Annotated in this window: 17 protein-coding genes; 13 read left to right on the forward strand and 4 right to left on the reverse strand. The window is 28.3% G+C overall.

All coding sequences use genetic code 4. The annotated features are described in order from the left end of the window. Positions 1-171: 171 nt before the first annotated feature. Positions 172-1,383 (forward strand): AAA family ATPase, encoded by a 1,212-nt coding sequence (locus SSYRP_RS00335; RefSeq protein WP_016340328.1) that lies wholly within the window; start codon positions 172-174, stop codon positions 1,381-1,383. A 418-nt stretch (positions 1,384-1,801) separates the two neighbouring features. Here the strand turns inward: SSYRP_RS00335 and SSYRP_RS00340 are convergent, their stop codons facing one another. Then, positions 1,802-2,353, reverse strand: a complete 552-nt coding sequence (locus tag SSYRP_RS00340) for a hypothetical protein (RefSeq protein WP_016340329.1) — start codon at positions 2,351-2,353, stop codon at positions 1,802-1,804. A gap of 425 nt (positions 2,354-2,778) precedes the next feature. Between SSYRP_RS00340 and SSYRP_RS00345 the strand changes: the two genes are divergently transcribed. Beyond that, on the forward strand, positions 2,779-3,489 hold the full coding sequence (locus tag SSYRP_RS00345) for a hypothetical protein (RefSeq protein WP_016340330.1): 711 nt from the start codon (positions 2,779-2,781) through the stop codon (positions 3,487-3,489). Between the two features lie 12 nt (positions 3,490-3,501). On the opposite strand, the gene SSYRP_RS00350 is transcribed toward SSYRP_RS00345, so the two are convergent. Next, positions 3,502-5,139 (reverse strand): TaqI-like C-terminal specificity domain-containing protein, encoded by a 1,638-nt coding sequence (locus tag SSYRP_RS00350; protein ID WP_016340331.1) that lies wholly within the window; start codon positions 5,137-5,139, stop codon positions 3,502-3,504. Between the two features lie 225 nt (positions 5,140-5,364). Next, positions 5,365-5,553, reverse strand: coding sequence for a transposase family protein (locus SSYRP_RS05200; RefSeq protein WP_144060298.1), 189 nt, complete (start codon positions 5,551-5,553; stop codon positions 5,365-5,367). A 133-nt stretch (positions 5,554-5,686) separates the two neighbouring features. On the opposite strand from SSYRP_RS05200, the gene rpsL reads away from it, so the two are divergent. The 9 genes from rpsL (at position 5,687) to SSYRP_RS00395 (ending at position 14,125) form a co-directional block, all read left to right on the forward strand. Then, the gene (gene rpsL / locus SSYRP_RS00355; RefSeq protein ID WP_016340332.1) at positions 5,687-6,109 is read left to right on the forward strand and encodes a 30S ribosomal protein S12; all 423 of its coding nucleotides are present in this window, start codon (positions 5,687-5,689) and stop codon (positions 6,107-6,109) included. Between the two features lie 45 nt (positions 6,110-6,154). Next, positions 6,155-6,622 (forward strand): 30S ribosomal protein S7, encoded by a 468-nt coding sequence (rpsG, locus tag SSYRP_RS00360; protein WP_016340333.1) that lies wholly within the window; start codon positions 6,155-6,157, stop codon positions 6,620-6,622. A 28-nt stretch (positions 6,623-6,650) separates the two neighbouring features. Next, positions 6,651-8,726 carry an elongation factor G gene (gene fusA / locus SSYRP_RS00365; RefSeq protein ID WP_016340334.1) on the forward strand — a complete coding sequence of 692 codons (2,076 nt, stop codon included), beginning with the start codon at positions 6,651-6,653 and terminating at the stop codon, positions 8,724-8,726. A gap of 122 nt (positions 8,727-8,848) precedes the next feature. Further along, a complete protein-coding gene (gene tuf, locus SSYRP_RS00370; protein WP_016340335.1) occupies positions 8,849-10,036 on the forward strand; it encodes an elongation factor Tu in 1,188 nt (395 codons plus the stop codon). Between the two features lie 344 nt (positions 10,037-10,380). Next, complete coding sequence (locus SSYRP_RS00375) at positions 10,381-11,136, forward strand: hypothetical protein (protein WP_016340336.1); 756 nt, start codon at positions 10,381-10,383, stop codon at positions 11,134-11,136. Between the two features lie 279 nt (positions 11,137-11,415). After that, positions 11,416-12,024, forward strand: coding sequence for a LemA family protein (locus SSYRP_RS00380; protein WP_016340337.1), 609 nt, complete (start codon positions 11,416-11,418; stop codon positions 12,022-12,024). A 51-nt stretch (positions 12,025-12,075) separates the two neighbouring features. After that, on the forward strand, positions 12,076-12,756 hold the full coding sequence (locus SSYRP_RS00385; protein ID WP_016340338.1) for a hypothetical protein: 681 nt from the start codon (positions 12,076-12,078) through the stop codon (positions 12,754-12,756). Continuing rightward, the gene (locus SSYRP_RS00390) at positions 12,729-13,094 is read left to right on the forward strand and encodes a DUF3137 domain-containing protein (protein WP_016340339.1); all 366 of its coding nucleotides are present in this window, start codon (positions 12,729-12,731) and stop codon (positions 13,092-13,094) included. Before SSYRP_RS00385 ends, SSYRP_RS00390 begins: the two co-directional genes overlap by 28 nt. Before the next feature lie 26 nt (positions 13,095-13,120). Then, the gene (locus tag SSYRP_RS00395; protein ID WP_016340340.1) at positions 13,121-14,125 is read left to right on the forward strand and encodes a DUF3137 domain-containing protein; all 1,005 of its coding nucleotides are present in this window, start codon (positions 13,121-13,123) and stop codon (positions 14,123-14,125) included. A 1-nt stretch (position 14,126) separates the two neighbouring features. Here the strand turns inward: SSYRP_RS00395 and SSYRP_RS00400 are convergent, their stop codons facing one another. Further along, on the reverse strand, positions 14,127-14,609 hold the full coding sequence (locus SSYRP_RS00400) for a hypothetical protein (RefSeq protein ID WP_016340341.1): 483 nt from the start codon (positions 14,607-14,609) through the stop codon (positions 14,127-14,129). 112 nt (positions 14,610-14,721) lie between these two features. On the opposite strand from SSYRP_RS00400, the gene SSYRP_RS00405 reads away from it, so the two are divergent. Then, positions 14,722-15,630 carry a type I phosphomannose isomerase catalytic subunit gene (locus SSYRP_RS00405; RefSeq protein ID WP_016340342.1) on the forward strand — a complete coding sequence of 303 codons (909 nt, stop codon included), beginning with the start codon at positions 14,722-14,724 and terminating at the stop codon, positions 15,628-15,630. A gap of 99 nt (positions 15,631-15,729) precedes the next feature. After that, positions 15,730-17,367: a PTS fructose transporter subunit IIC gene (locus SSYRP_RS00410; protein ID WP_016340343.1), complete on the forward strand. Its 1,638-nt coding sequence runs from the start codon at positions 15,730-15,732 to the stop codon at positions 17,365-17,367. Positions 17,368-17,527: the final 160 nt, after the last annotated feature.

Below are 17,527 nucleotides of genomic sequence, written 5' to 3' on the forward strand. Positions count from 1 at the left end.
ACAAACTACCAGCCCTAGTGGAATATAAAAGAGGACCAAGTGCCAAAGGTTATTATGAAATAAAGGAAGATCTGTTAAAAGAAGCTATTCAGTTTTGGAAAGACAACTATGAACTAAAATGAATTAATATAAATTAATATAACACCAAAATTTTATTGAAAGGAATTTTATATGAAAATCCCATATATTCAATTTAAAAATCATCCAATTTTAGGTAATTTGAAAATTGATTTTCGTAAAAATATAGATGAAAATTTAAATATTATAGATCAAAATAATATATATAATAACATAATTTTTGTTAGTGAAAACGGTGCAGGAAAAAGTATGCTGCTTAATGAAATTGATAATTATCAAAATAGTAAATACATTATTGAAAAATTTAATAAAATGTTGCCGAACCCACAAATAGGAATTAATAATATTGGATCATTTGGAAAATTTGACAGCAGATTATTAAACAGTGATATAAAATATAAAGAAATTTTAAAAGAATTTGACAGCGGTTTTATGGATGGAAGAAATACAGTAAGTGGTTATATGCAATCAAATTTTAAAATTAATAAATTAAAATCTATTGATATCCAAAATATTTTTAATAATAATAGACTAAGTATATTTTTTGATGAAAGTATGGAATATGCTCTTCCAGATACTTTCAGAAAAAACAAAAGAGAAGATTATATGCAAAACCATAAAGCTAAAAATATTATAGATTATTCATCTAAATTATCATCTGGGGAACAAGAAATATTAATGAGGTTACTTTATTTAAGGTTTAAATATCCAATTTCACGTAATACTGATTTTATTTTAATTGATGAACCAGAAATTGGTTTACATCCAAAATGACAGTTAAAAATTTTAAATTATTATAAATTTTTATTTAAAAGTATTGATAAATCAAGTAATCAAATAATTCAGTTATTTATAGCATCGCATTCAGAAAATGTTTTAAAAGCAGCCATGGATGATGGGGACTGACTAATTATTCGTTTATTTCAAGATAAAAAAGGCAAAAGAAAAACTGAAAGAATTGATGATTCTGATAGATGCCTAACCTATAATTCTTTTGCAGAAATAAGATTTCTAGTGTTTGATATTGTGACAAATGATTATCATAATGAACTTTACGAGGAATTACAAAGCAAATTAAGATTGTATAGAGTTAAAGAACTTGATGATTGAATTATTGGACAGGAATTATATGAAAGTAGCAAACACAAAAAGATAACAAATCATGGGAAAACAGAATATAGTTCTATAATTTCATTTGTACGTAATGGAATTCATCATCCAGAACAAAAAAAGAAGAAATTTTCTGAAGAACAGTTGAGAATGTCAATTAATTTACTTAGAAAATTATTTAAAGATTTAAAATAAAAAAATTAATATGAAATGCATTAAATGTAATGAAGAAATATCAGAAGAAGATAAAATATCTTTGACTGTTGCTGGGGAATTTAACTTAGAAAAGCCAAGTTGTATAAAATGTTATGCATCAAGCATATAGAAAGTAGAGATATTAAATATGGCATTTTATAAATGTTCAAATTGTTTAAAAAAACAAGTTTTTTAGTAAACCAGTTCATCCAACCCCAACAATTCCACCCGATCCAAATCCACAACCAGATAATAATTTTTACTAAAAAGAATTTGTGATGAATTATTACATTAGTTGTTGGATTATCTATAATTGGAATAGTTACAGTATCAATTGCCTTAATTCAAAGAAAAAAAGGACTTGGTAAAAAGAATAGAAAAAGGAAAGGTGTAAAACAGTAAATTAATTTATTGCTTTTTATTTTTTATTATTCAAAATATTCAAAATAATAGAAATTGATTTTTGTATTTCTTCTATTTTTGGTTTTTCATTATCTTCATTAGTAGGATGATGAGAAAAATGTCTGATATAAACGGGCAATGTTAATTTTATTTCTTTACCATCAATTTTTCTTGTTTTGTCTTTTTCTATTAAATATATGTTATGTAGAAATTCATCCAGTTGTTTTGATGTAATATCTTTTATTTTTAAGTTAATAGAGACATATTTTTCTAAATCTTTATATATTGAATCATGGTAAAATTGACTAATATCAGAATTATCTTTTATTATTGAAATATCTTGTTTTAGGTTACTTAATTTTGTTTCAGTTTCACTCTTTAGTTTTGAATTTACATTACTGTGATTAATGGTAATATTATGCAATGCATTTGATGTTTCTGCTCTAATATTTCAATCTACCTCTTTGATTATATTTAATAACATTTGGTCTTGTTTATCAACTGCGGTTGCAACATTTCTTATTGTTAACTCAGTTGAAGATGCTAATGAATAAATTATTTTCTTCAAATTTTCTATTTCTTTTTTAAGTTAGTTATTTGGGTATCTAAATCATTTATTGTGCTAGGCATTATATTCTCCTTACAAATTAATTATATTTGTTTTTAATAGATTATTAAATTAAAATTTGAATTAGTACTATACTTTTTATTTATAATTGATAATTTTATAGTGTAACAGAACTCGGCTTTCCAAGTTGCTGAGAAAGGGCTAAGTTTATCCCTTTCAATAATGGACTTGGCCCCGTTAAAAAACTAGATTTTATCTAACCTTTTTAACAAAATGGGGCCAGTTTTTATCCTATTTATATAGTATTAGTGGGAATTATAGGGTAAATATGTAATATTATTACAAAGTACCATATAATTAATGTAACATGATATTCTTGTAATTTATAATAATTATTGTTATCCTTAATTTAGGAGATTAATTTTATGAGTATAAGAGAATTTGAAGAAAGAATACGTAGTTCAGTTGATGAAATAATTAATAAAATTATTAATGACAACAAAAAGCCAAATATTATTGGTAAAGCAAGATTAGGAGCACAAATTAGTGATTTTTTAGAAGATAAATTTATAAAATATAGTAAATCTGATGTTAATATAATAAATGCTATAGGAGCACCTAAAGAAAATACAAAGTCAAGTTTTGATATAAAATTTAATTTTAAATATAAAGGAATAACTGAATTAATATGAATTGATTTTAAAGCAATTAATGAGGGTTCTTTAGATAGTAATCCTGATATAGGTGCAGCTAATAAAGTAATTTCTTTTATTAAACAAGGGAATTTTTATATTCTTTATGTTTATGTATATTATAAAAATAATAATGATGGTAATGTTGAGTTTGTTTCAAATAATAATGGTAAATTTACTAAACAATATTTTTTAAAAGATATTGAAAAAACATTTCGTCGAACACCTACAGGACAATTGCAAGTTAATGCAAATAGTGTTTCAGAGTATAGAACAAGAGAAGAATTTATTAATTTATTTTTTCAAAAAGTAGAGGAATCACACAAAAGATCAATTAAAAAGTCAAATGAAATGTTAAAATCTTTAAGTCAAATAAAATTAGAAATTATAGAAAAAAATAAAGCATTAGAAAAAAGCATTTTAAACAAATTAAATGAAAACTAAGAATTATTTTATTTAAAGTGAACGAATTTGAGTAATTTCTTTTTCATTATTAAGTTCATAAAATTTGTAAAGTAAAACATTAATATCATTTATAATTTTATTTTTTTTTGTAGGATTTTTAATTATTATATCTACCATATCTATTATTTTTTCTTTAATATTTTCATCATAACAAATTGGAATGTTTATAAAATCAGATATTCGCATTTGAGGTTGTTTACCATGGATTAATTTAATAATTTTTAGTCGTGCATAATAATTGGCAATTTCTGAGTTTAGATAACCCACAAGAAATTTTAATTCACGAGTATCATTAATAAAATTACTTCTGAAAGAAATTATATATAAACTATTATCACAAGAACTTTTTTTATCATCAAAAGCTGCAATTAAATTATTTGCTGATTGTCTAATAAAAATTTTTGGATTATCATATATTTCTTTTTCACCAAAACCAATTCTTTTTTTATTTTTTATTCCTTTTAATGTTAATTCATGTTTTATAGAATCGTTTATTTTATTTTGTTTTTCCTTATCATATGTAAAGAAAAGACCAATTTCATTTAATTCGAAAGATCTTGGTAAAGATTTTGATCCTTTATAATAAACATAAGAATTTTTATCGCATTTTTTATTTACAAATTCATTTTCCATATTTAGTAACATTGTTCCAGTTCTAATTATTTTTTTATTGTACAATTCTTTTAATGGCTTACTTTTATTATATATTTTTTTTAAAATATCTATATGATTTTTAGGATTTTTTAAAGGAATTATATAATCATTTTTTATAATACTTTCATTTTCTATGTAAAAAAATGTATTATTTTTAATATCAACTAATTTTGCATTATTAGATTTTTTATTAATATTAATAATTATTTGGCCAGAATATACACTCATAAAGTTGAAATAATTAAAAAATAAGGAATGCACATTTCAATTTTGATATATAAATTTTCTTGTAAAATAAAAAGGTTTATCAAAAAAAGATGAGTCAAGTATAAAAGAGAGTATGCCATTATCATTTAATAAAGACAAAGAATTTTCAATAAAAAGCATGGAAATATTGATTTTACCATTGATTATGCTATTTGGAAACTGAGTGTATTCATTAATTATTTTTTTTCTTGTTTCTTCAGTTTTTGTAATTCCATTTTTCCCATATAGAGATACAAAGGGAGGATTACCTAAAATAACATCAAATTTGTTAATAAAAGTAGATGATATTTTTTCTTTATCTGTAAAATCTATATTATATATATGTTTAAGTTTTATTTTTTTTCCAAAAATATTACTAAAATAATTTTCTATATTTTTAACTGCTATAGAAAGAATACTATTATCTAATTCATTGATAAAAATATTGTTTTCTACAAAATTAATTATTTTATCAATACTTACATTCATATTTTTAAGAACTTGAATAAAATAAATTATTATATTGCCAGTACCCACTGATGGTTCTAAGAATTTAAGATTCAATATTTCATTTTCTTGGTAAGTTTCAAATAGAAATTGAATTAAATCATCTAATATTTTTAGATCATGTGTAAGAAAAATGCCATTTTTTTTTATATATTCTTTGGAATAATTGGCATTTATTATTCTATGTTGTTTATTAAAAAACAATTCTAAATCATTGTACATTTTTTCACCTATAATAAATTATAACTATTTTTATACTAATGTTAACTATTTTTATTTAATTTGTAAAAATAATTACTGCGCCCAATATTGTCAGTATTATTTTACCAAATATTTTATTGCAACATTATTTCATTTAGAATGAATTCTTTCAAAGTTATAAAAATTTTCATACATTTTTATATCAATTATTACAACTTCCATTGTTAAATATTCTTCATAAGGTAATTATTCAACAACAAGATGATAAAATGTATTTTGTGACATTGCGTTGTAACCAAATTTATATGGTTTCTTTTTACTTAATTTGAAATTATTTTTATTAGCATAGTCTATAAAATCTTTATGATAATACTGTAAACCATTATCTGTATGAAATATCAAATTATCAATATTAATATTTTTGATTAAAAACACTCTAATTGCTTGTTCTATTATTGGTTTTACAAGTATAATTTTATTTTTTATTGACTAAACCTCTATTTTTCTGTATTATTATATACGGATTGTATTGTTTGATACACTCGGATATGTGAAAGGAGACAAGAAGATGCCAACAATTAACCAATTAGTTAGAAAACCTCGTAAAGATAAAGTTTGAAAAACAAAAGCACCGGCTTTAAACCGTGGTTTAAACTCTTTACAAAAAAAAGTAACTGATGAAACATCACCACAAAAACGTGGGGTATGTACTCGTGTTGCTACAATGACACCGAAAAAACCTAACTCAGCGTTACGTAAATATGCCCGTGTTCGTTTAACAAACGGAATGGAAGTTACTGCTTATATTCCTGGTGAAGGACACAACTTACAAGAACATAGTGTGGTTTTAATACGTGGAGGAAGGGTTAAAGACTTACCTGGGGTACGTTACCATATTATTCGTGGAACATTAGATACTGCCGGAGTTAATAACCGTAAACAAAGCCGTTCATTATACGGAACAAAAAAACCAAAAGCTGCAAAAGCTTAATTAAATAAAAAAAATAAATGATTAGTACGAAAGGAGGCAAAATAAATGCGTAAACATCAAGCCGAAAAAAGAGATGTACTTCCCGATCCAGTGTATAATTCAAAATTAGTAACACGTGCCGTTAATAAATTAATGATTGATGGAAAAAGAGGAGTTGCTCAAACAATTTTATATGGAGCGTTTGAAATTATTAAAGAAAAAACTAATACTGAACCATTAGAAATCTTTAACAAAGCAATTGCAAACATTACTCCACACTTAGAATTAAAAGTTAGAAGAATTGGGGGAGCTAATTACCAAGTCCCAATCGAAGTTAATGAAGAACGTAAAGTCGCATTAAGCTTACGTTGATTAATTAATTATTCACGTTTAAGAAATGAAAAAAGCATGGTTGATAAATTAGCCCATGAAATTATTGATGCATCAAACGGAATTGGTGGATCAGTGAAGAAAAAAGATGATACACATAAAATGGCTGAAGCTAATAAAGCTTTCGCTCATTACCGTTGATAAGAATTAATAGAAAGGATAAACAGAAAATATGGCAAGAGAATATTCTCTAGAGAATACAAGAAACTTTGGAATTATGGCGCATATTGATGCTGGTAAAACAACAACAACAGAGCGTATTTTATTCCATACTGGGAAAATTCATAAACTTGGTGAAACTCATGATGGGGCGAGCCAAATGGATTGAATGGCCCAAGAACAAGAAAGAGGGATTACAATTACCTCAGCGGCAACAACTGCCTTCTGAAAAAATGTTCGTTTAAATATTATTGATACTCCAGGTCACGTTGACTTTACAGTAGAAGTAGAACGTTCATTACGTGTTTTAGATGGGGCTGTCGCTGTCTTAGATGGTCAATCAGGGGTTGAACCACAAACTGAAACAGTTTGACGTCAAGCATCAACTTACCATGTGCCAAGAATTGTTTTTGTTAACAAAATGGACAAAATTGGGGCGGACTTCTTATACTCAGTTAAAACAATTCATGAACGCTTACAAGGAAATGCTCATCCAGTGCAAATTCCAATTGGCGCTGAAGATCAGTTTTCAGGAATTATTGATATTATTGAACGTAAAGCTTACCACTATGATGGTTCAGCTAATGAAGAAGCACAAGAAATCGAAATTCCAGCTGATTTAAAAGATTTAGTTGAAGAATACCGTGTTAAATTAATTGAAGCGGCAATGAACTTTGACGAAGAATTAATGATGAAATACTTAGACGGACAAGAAATTAGTGTTCCCGAAATTAAAGCAGCAATTAGAACAGCAACAATTTCAGGACAATTCTTCCCAGTCTTTTGTGGAAGTGCCTTTAAAAACAAAGGGGTTAAATTAATGTTAGATGGAGTTATTGATTACTTACCATCACCAGTTGATATTCCAGCGATTAAAGGAACTTTAGACGATGGAACAGAAGTAGAACGTCATTCAGATGATTCAGAACCATTCTCAGCGTTAGCATTTAAAATTATGACTGACCCCTTTGTTGGGAAATTAACATTCTTCCGTGTTTATTCAGGAGTCTTGAAAAAAGGAAGTGCTGTTTTAAACTCAACAAAAGGAAAAACTGAACGAATTGGTCGTTTATTAAAAATGCATGCTAATAACCGTGAAGAAATTGAAGAAGTTTATGCGGGAGATATTGCTGCTGCGGTTGGATTAAAATTAACAACAACTGGAGATACTTTATGTGATGAAAAAAATGAAGTAATCTTAGAATCAATGGTCTTTCCAGAACCAGTTATTAGTTTAGCATTAGAACCAAAAACAAAAGCTGATCAAGAAAAAATGAGTTTAGCGTTATCAAAATTAGCGGAAGAAGACCCAACTTTTAGAACTTGAACTGACGAAGAAACAGGACAAACAATCATTGCCGGAATGGGTGAGTTACACTTAGACATTCTAGTTGATCGTATGAAACGTGAATTTAAAGTTGAAACTAATGTTGGAGCACCACAAGTTTCATACCGTGAAACATTCAAAGATAGTGCTGATGTTGAAGGGAAATACATTAAACAATCAGGGGGACGTGGACAATACGGACACGTTTGAATTAAATTTGAACCAAACCATGATAAAGGGTTTGAGTTTGTTGACGGAATTGTCGGAGGAAAAATTCCTCGTGAATTTATTGGGTCAGTTAAAAAAGGAATCGAAGATTCAATGCTGAATGGTAAATTAGCGGGATATCCAATGATTGATATTAAAGCAACATTATACGATGGGTCATACCATGATGTCGATTCATCACAAATGGCTTATGAATTTGCCGCTAGTTTAGCGTTAAAAGAAGCTGCAAAAAAAGCAAAAGCAGTTATTTTAGAACCAATTATGGCGGTTGAAGTAATTGTTCCAGAAGAATACTATGGGGATGTAATGGGGAACTTATCATCTCGTCGTGGTCAAATCGAAGGAAATGACCAACGTGGGAATGCCCAAGTTGTTAAAGCTAAAGTACCATTATCAGAAATGTTTGGATACGCAACTGATTTACGAAGTTTTACCCAAGGTCGGGGAACATATACAATGATTTTCTCACATTACCAAGATGCGCCAAAATCAATTACTGAAGAAATTATTAAAAAAGCCGGAAAATCAGAATAATTTGATTTTCTGCTGCTAATAGTGGTTTAATCTACCATTTTTACAAAAAAGATTGCAAAGTAAAACAAATTAATTTAAAATAACTATGACATTTGTCTATAACTATAGGAGGAAAAATTAAAATGGCAAAGCAAAAATTTGATAGAAGTTTACCACACGTAAACATCGGAACAATTGGTCACGTTGACCACGGTAAAACAACTTTAACTGCTGCTATTACAACAGTATTAGCTAAAAAAGGTTTCGCCGAAGCAACAGGATATGACAATATTGATAAAGCACCTGAAGAAAGAGAACGTGGAATTACAATTAATACATCACACGTTGAATACCGTACAGAAAACCGTCACTACGCACATGTTGACTGTCCAGGTCACGCCGATTATGTTAAAAACATGATTACAGGGGCAGCCCAAATGGATGGAGCAATCTTAGTTGTTGCTGCAACAGATGGACCAATGCCACAAACAAGAGAACACATTTTATTATCAAGACAAGTTGGAGTACCAAAAATGGTTGTTTTCTTAAACAAATGTGACATGGTTGATGATGAAGAAATGATCGACTTAGTTGAAATGGAAGTTAGAGACTTATTAAGTGAATATGGCTTTGACGGAGAAAATACGCCAGTTATTAGAGGATCAGCTTTAAGAGCACTTGAAGGTGATGCTAAATGAGAAGAAAAAATCATTGAATTAATGGCTGCAGTTGACTCATGAATTCCTGAACCAACTAGAGATACTGAAAAACCATTCATGATGCCAGTTGAAGACGTTTTCACAATTACAGGACGTGGAACAGTTGCAACAGGACGTGTTGAACGTGGGATTGTTAAAATTAACGAAGAAGTTGAAATTATTGGATTCACAGAAGAAACTAAAAAAGTTGTTGCAACAGGTTTAGAAATGTTTAGAAAATTATTAGACGAAGCTAAAGCTGGAGATAACGTTGGGGTCTTATTACGTGGAGTTGACCGTGAACAAATTCAGCGTGGACAGGTATTGGCAAAACCAGGAACTGTTAAACCACATACAGAATTTAAAACACAAGTTTATGTTTTAAGTAAAGAAGAAGGAGGACGTCATACACCATTCTTTGGAAACTACCGTCCACAATTCTACTTCCGTACAACTGACGTTACTGGTTCAATTACATTACCTGCTGGTGTCGAAATGGTTATGCCAGCTGATAATGTTGAAATGACTGTTAACTTAATTGCCCCAGTTGCGATTGAAGAAGGAACAAAATTCTCAATTCGTGAAGGTGGACGTACAATCGGAGCCGGAACAGTTACATCAATTATTAAATAATTGTTATCAAACAAACAATAAAACAACCTTAATGGTTGTTTTTCTTATTTAAAATTATTTAGCTTTATTTTTTAAATAATATAAATTATTAATTTTTTTACTAAAAATATATTAAGTAAGATTTTTTTGTTATAATTATTTATATTTTTAATAAATATCAAATTTAATAAATTTAGTTTATTAGTATCAACTATCAACTATCAACTATCAACTATCAACTATCAACTATCAACTATCAACTATCAACTATCAACTATCAACTATCAACTATCAACTATCAACTATCAACTATCAAGTCTATCATAGGTTGGGTTGGGATGGGATAAATGAGAGGAAAACTATTTATGAAACATTTAATATCTTTATTAGGGATAGTGGGATTAACTACAACTGTAGTGACTCCAGTGGTATCAGTTAATCAGGAAAATAATTTAACTGCTAATATAAACGATGAAAATTATATTAATTATGATAAAAAACAGGCAATGGATTTTACAGATTATGCAATTTTTCAATTAGGAAGTTCTGTTGAACAAACAGATGTTACTACTAAATTAAATTTAATTAGACTGGCATATCCATCTGTTAGTCAGGCATATGAATTTTTAAATGATGTAGAGCATACATCAGATATTGTACAAGCTAAAAAGTTATTGTTGGAGGGTGCTGATTATATTGATCAAGCAGCAAGACAGGGTAATAATGATGCTATGAATAATTATTCTGGAAAAGCAATTAAAGTACTATCAACTGCTTTAAAATATATTTCTTATAATATAAATGATATTAGACATCAGGCAATGGATTTTACAGATTATGCAATTTTTCAATTAGGAAGTTCTGTTGAACAAACAGATGTTACTACTAAATTAAATTTAATTAGACTGGCATATCCATCTGTTAGTCAGGCATATGAATTTTTAAATGATGTAGAGCATACATCAGATATTGTACAAGCTAAAAAGTTATTGTTGGAGGGTGCTGATTATATTGATCAAGCAGCAAGACAGGGTAATAATGATGCTATGAATAATTATTCTGGAAAAGCAATTAAAGTACTATCAACTGCTTTAAAATATATTGGTTTTTCATTATTGTAATTTTGTAGTAAGTTTACTTAATGCTAAATATTAAATTAGAAGTAAAATATTTATTAAATCTAAATTTTTATCTATCAGATAGCAATTTTATTGCTTAGGGTAGAGTGAAGCAATTATTTACAAAATATATTTAAGTAAAAAATTATTTCATAATTTTGAAGAAAAAAAGATAAGAAAAATAAACTAAGCGTTTGTTTTTCTTTTGTTTTTTCTTGCTTATTTAGAAATTATTTATATAATTATTTATGTAGTGATAAATCACAATAAGGAGGAACAGTAATGGCATATAATCCAACCCCAAAAAATGAAGAAGTTGAGGCAAAAGCGTCAGGTTTAGGAAAGTTTTTTGTTTACATTTGGTTTATTTTAATTTTTCCAATTTTCTTTTATATTGGAACAAAAAATAGTTTGATTCGTCAAAAAGAACGAATTGAAGAAACAGCATCAGGGATTGATGTACAATTAAAACGTCGTGTTGATATGTTAACAAAATTAATTGATTCAACAAAACAATATATGAAGTATGAAAAAGATACTTTAGAAGGGGTAATTGCTTTACGTACACAGGCAAATAACTTGAAATTTCAAGACTTTGAAAAAATTAATAGCAAAGTAAATGAACAATTAGGAAAAATTAATGTGACCTTAGAAAACTACCCAGATTTAAAAGCAAGTAATAATGTTATTGAATTACAAAAAGGAATTCGGGATTGTGAAGATAACATTGCTGCTGCTCGTCGCTTTTATAATTCAGCTGCCCGTGAGTTTAATGGAAAAATTAAAACATGACCATCAAATGTTGCGGCAAGTGCTTTAAAATTAACTTCATTCTTATATTTTGAAGCATCTGTTGAAGATCGCCAAGATGTTAAAGTTAATTTATTTTAAAAAATAGGAAGGCAAGCTCCTATTTTTTCTTGAAAGAAAGGTTTTAGTAAAATGGTAAAAAATAGTACTTGAAACTGAGAAAAAACTGTTTATGAAGACTTATCAAAAATAATGGGGGAAGGTTCAAAAGAAGATTTAAAAGATTTGAACCAGAAAATGGAAAAGGCGAAGATTACTAAACGAAAATCATTTTTATGAATAGCAATTTTAGGGCCAGTAATTTTATTTTATAGTGTTAGTATTGTTTGAATAGGGGGTTTTTGATTTAATGACCTAATTGGCCAATTCACCTTTGCTCTTGTTATTAGTGCTATTATTGTTTTTATTTATTTTGCTGTTAGATATTTCAAGGCTAAAAAACAAATTCAAAAAATTGGGATTGTTTTAAAACCAGCAATGCAGGCAACACGTGAGATTGATTTTGAAAAGCACTATCGTAATGCTTTAATTGAAATGAGTAGTAGTAATTATTATTTAATTGAACTTTCTCGCAAATTTCATGTTGAGCCTGTAATTGGCTTACCAAAAGAAAGCGCTATTAGTAATGATAATATTTTAAATGTTTATGAAAAAAATAATGATTTTGTTTATTCTTTAGGAACAATTAGTTTAAATGAAACAGTTAATAATATTGATAGCTCAGCTGCTATTACTTATTTTAATATTAGACTAAAAAATCTTTTGAATATAACGGTTCAATTGTTTTGCGGGATACTGAATATAAAAATTTAACTCTTGATAATACCGTTTTAGAGTCTGATCGTTTTGAAGAACTATTTATTGTTAATTCAAGTAATCAAATTGGAGTGCGAAAACTATTAACCCCAAAAGTAATTAGTAATTTAGTTAAACAAATTAATCGTAAAACCTTACCAGTAATTGGTGTGAAAGATGATGTTATTACGTTTGCTTTTGACCAAAAAGATTCAGAATATAATCAGAATAAAATTTTAGATGACAGGGAAATTGAACAAGACAATTTTTATAAAACATTGTGTCAAAAAATTACTAAAGATATTAATTCCTTCCTGGAAGCCCTTTATTGAGTTGATGTATTAGGATTAAAATAGGAAAAAATAAAATATAGGAGGAAGCGATGAGCTTAAATAATAATAATTGACAAGAAGAGGTCAAAACTGATGTTAAAAAAATCATTAACCAGTATGATCCGGCAAAACTTGCTAATATCAAAAAAATAGCGAAAAAGAAAACGATGGGATTAATAATGTTTATTTTTTCTTTATTAGCAACAATTGGTTTTGGAATTGGAATTTTCAAAACAATGGATGAATTAATTTTATTAATTGTAATGATTATTTGTTTTTTAATTTGTGTAGGTTTTTTAACATGAGCTGTAGCAATTTTGTCGGAGTATCGAAAAGTTGTTCGCTGAATTAGCGAAGTAATGGGGCAAGTTAACTATAAAGAATATTATCATGCCGCTTTACAAGAAAATAGTGAACAAGGTTTACAATTAATTGATTTAACACAAAGTTTTAAAACACAACCTTTTAAATTTTTACCTAGTGGTAAAACAAAAGTTGATAATGTTTTAGTTATTTTCTCTGAACAGCAGCAAAATTATTATTGCTATGGAACAATTACCCAACAAATTAAACAAACAACTACTGATTCAAAAGGGCGGACAACAACCCATTACTATTATTATCGCTTCCCTTTTTTAACAGCGCAATTAAATCGGGATTTAGAACTTAATGCAGTAATTCAGCGTTCGAAAGGAATTTTAAAGATTTTTCAAGGAGATAATACAACATTAGAATCAGATCAATTTGAAAAACTTTATGCTGTAAATGCTGATAATCAAATTACAATTCGAAAATTATTAACTCCAAAAGTAATGGTTAATTTAATTGATAATGCTGACCGAGGGGTTCCAAAAGTAGCAATTAGTAATAATTTAATAACTTTGAGTTTTAGTTCATTCTCAGTTAGTGGTTGATCAGATCCAAAAGGAATGATTTGAGGGGATATTTTTAATAGCCCAGATACAATTTCAGAAGATATTTGTAAAGAAATTACAACAAATTTAAATGAGTTTTTCCCACGGTTAGATTGACTAAAAGTCTATGATTTAATTTAAATTATTTTTGCCAAGATTTTTTATTAATGGTAAATAATGTTAATAAAGTAAAACCACTATTAACAACTAATATTCAAGCCATAATACTAAAGCCTAAATATCATTGGTTTTTTAAAACAAAACTATAATTAACATTTGTAATTAGTTGAACAGCTCAGATTGTCACAAAGAAAAACACAAGAGCAAAAATTAGATTAAGAAAATAAAAATAATAACCAAGAGTAACCTTTTGGTTTTCTTTTGGAAAAATAAAAACTTTTGTTAAGACAAAGGGATTTTTAAAAATTAAGTAGTTAATAAAAATTAAAATTAGATTAGTTGTAATAAATAGTAAGCAGTAAATTAATTTATCTTTTGCCGAAATTGTTTGAACAAAAAGTAAACTAAGAATAACAATTAAACTACTAACAGCTAAAAAAATGAACAGTCATAAAAGATTACGCTTATTTTTTTTAATTATTTGTTTTATATCTTCAACTGTCATAATTGCCTCCTGTGATAAAATTCGCTTTTTTCGTTACTTAAAGTATATAATATTAATAGAAATAATTGAAATTATTATTTTATAAATCAAATAAAGAAAGAGGAAATGTAATATGACAAAAATTCTTACCTTAAAGCCATTTTTTTCAGAACGCCTATGGGGAGGACGTAAGTTAGAACAATTTGGTTTTGAACTACCAACTTCAGAAAAATATGGGGAAGCTTGAGTTATTAGTAGTTTAGATAATGGGATGACTTATTTAGATAATAATGAAGGATCACCAATCTCTTTAAAACAGTTTTTTTTAGATAACAGAGCAACTATTTTTGATAATGCGGAAGAATTCCCTTTATTATCGAAAATAATTACGGCTAATGATTATTTATCAGTTCAAGTTCACCCGGATGATGCCTATAGTTTAGAGCATAATCAAATGTTAGGGAAACCAGAATGTTGATATATTATGGATTGTCCGGAAAATGCTAAAATTATTTATGGACATAGTGCCAAAACAAAAGATGAACTTGTTGAAATGATTGCCAACAAAAAATGACAAGAACTATTTTGCGAAGTACCAATTAAAAAGGGGGATTTTGTTTATGTTCCCCCAGGTAAAGTACATGCCATTACTCCAGGGGTAACTGTTTTTGAATTACAGCGCTCATCTGATATTACTTATCGTTTTTATGATTTTGATCGCGTTGATAAAGATGGTAATCTTCGTCCCTTACATATTCAAGAATGTATTGATGTAACAACTGTTCCTGATAGTAATGAACAAGTAATTAGAATAAATGAAGGTAAATTAATTGATAATGAATATTTTACCTTATATTTACTTAAATCAACACAAACTATTAATTTAACCGGGATTAAATGAGCCCAAATTACAGTTATTAATGGTAGTGTAGTAATTGAGAATCAAAAATTAACTGCTGGACAGTCAGCGTTATTAGTTGATTTACCAGAAAACCTTGATTTTATTGTTGAGGGTGAAGCCTTATTTAGCTATAAAAAATAAGATAGAATAATTTTCTATCTTATTTTTTATTTTCTTTAAATATTTCTTGTAATATTTTCGTTGAAATATATAATAATAATCATGGAGGAAATATAACATATGAGTAGTACAGATAAAAAATTAGTTTTAGCTATTACAGCATGTCCCACAGGTGTGGCCCATACTTTTTTAGCAGCTGAAAAACTAACGCAAACTGGACCAAAATTAGGTTATGACATTAAAGTTGAAACCCATGGTTCAGAAGGAATTCGTAATGATTTTACTGCGGAAGAAATTGCTCGTGCCGAAGTAATTATTTTAGCAGTTGATGTTACAGTTGATACTAGTCGTTTTAATGGTAAAAAAGTTTATCAATGTCGTGTTGCTAAAGCAATCAAAGACCCAGAAGGGGTTATTGAAACTGCTTTAAAAGAAGGAAAACAACAAGCTGGTGAATTTAATACTAAAACTGACAAAAATTCAGGACAAAAAATGGGAGTAATGAAGCATTTAATGGCGGGGGTTTCATATATGGTCCCTATCATTATTTTAGGAGGAATTTTCCTAGCGGTTGCTTTAGGACTTTCAAAGGCAATTTATGGCCCAAATTATGATCCTGGATCAGATAATAAAAATTTCTTTTACTATTTATTAAAAATTGGGGAAGCATCATTTACTTTAATGATTCCAATTTTAGGAGCATTCATTGCTAATTCAATTGCCGGGAGAGCAGCAATTGCCCCAGCACTGGTTGTTTCATATTTAGGAAACTCACCTCAAGCATTTTTCCCACTACCAGGGATTAATGAAGTAACAACTCCAACAGGATTTGTTGGAGCAATTGCAGCAGGGTTGGCAATTGGATATACGGTTAAATGAATTAACACATGAAATGTGCCAAAATCATTACGACCAGTAATGCCAATCTTCTTTATTCCACTAGTTGTTGGATTTGTATATTCAATGATTATGATGTTTGTTGTTGGTTCAACAATTGGTTGAGTAATGGGGAAATTCCAAGGATGAATTGAATCAACATGAGGAAATACTGATAATGCCGGAAACATTGCAATCGGATTAGGATTCGGAATTTTAATCGGAGCAATGGCTGGATTTGACATGGGGGGGCCTATCAACAAAATTGCCTTCTTAGCATGTACAGGTTTAATCGGTTCAAAAATTTACACACCAATGGGAGCAATGGCGACAGCAATCCCAGTTGCCCCTTTAGGAATGGGAATTGCGACTTGAATCTTTAGACCATTCTATAACGAAGAACAAAAAACAATGGGAACAACAGCATTCTTTATGGGATGCATTGGAATTTCAGAAGGTGCTATTCCGTTTGCGGTTAATGATCCAAAACGTGTTGTAGCATCAAACGTTGTTGGTTCAGCAATTGCTGGAGGATTAGCTGGAGTAACAGGGATCGCTGACTTAGCTGGCCATGGAGGACCAATTGTTGCCTTTCTAGGAGCAATGGGTCGTGGAAACGGTCTCGCTCCCGAAGTTGGATGAGGACAAGGATGACAATGAACATTGTTAGCATTATTATTCATGGCCGTAGGAGCATTAATTACAGCCTTTATGTATGGATTCTGACAAGTAATTGATAAAAAACGTAAAGGAGAAACAATCTCAATGAAACAGTTTATTATCAAAACTCGTGATGAAAAAGTTCAAGCTGATAAAGCTGCCAAAGCAGACAAAGTTAATAAAAAAGCCAAAAAAGTTAAACTTAATAAAAAAACAAAATAAATTTAGAAAAGTTTTAATAACAAAAAAAGTTATTAAAACTTTTTTATTTTAATATATAATTATTAGGTCATAATTTTGAGATAGCCTTAAAAGAATGAGATAGTAATTTTAAAAACTGTTACTTAATAAAAATTAAAAATATTTTTACGATTTGTTGCAC

This window comes from Spiroplasma syrphidicola EA-1 (genome assembly GCF_000400955.1).
In the GTDB taxonomy this organism is placed as follows: Bacteria; Bacillota_I; Bacilli_A; order Mycoplasmatales; family Mycoplasmataceae; genus Spiroplasma; species Spiroplasma syrphidicola.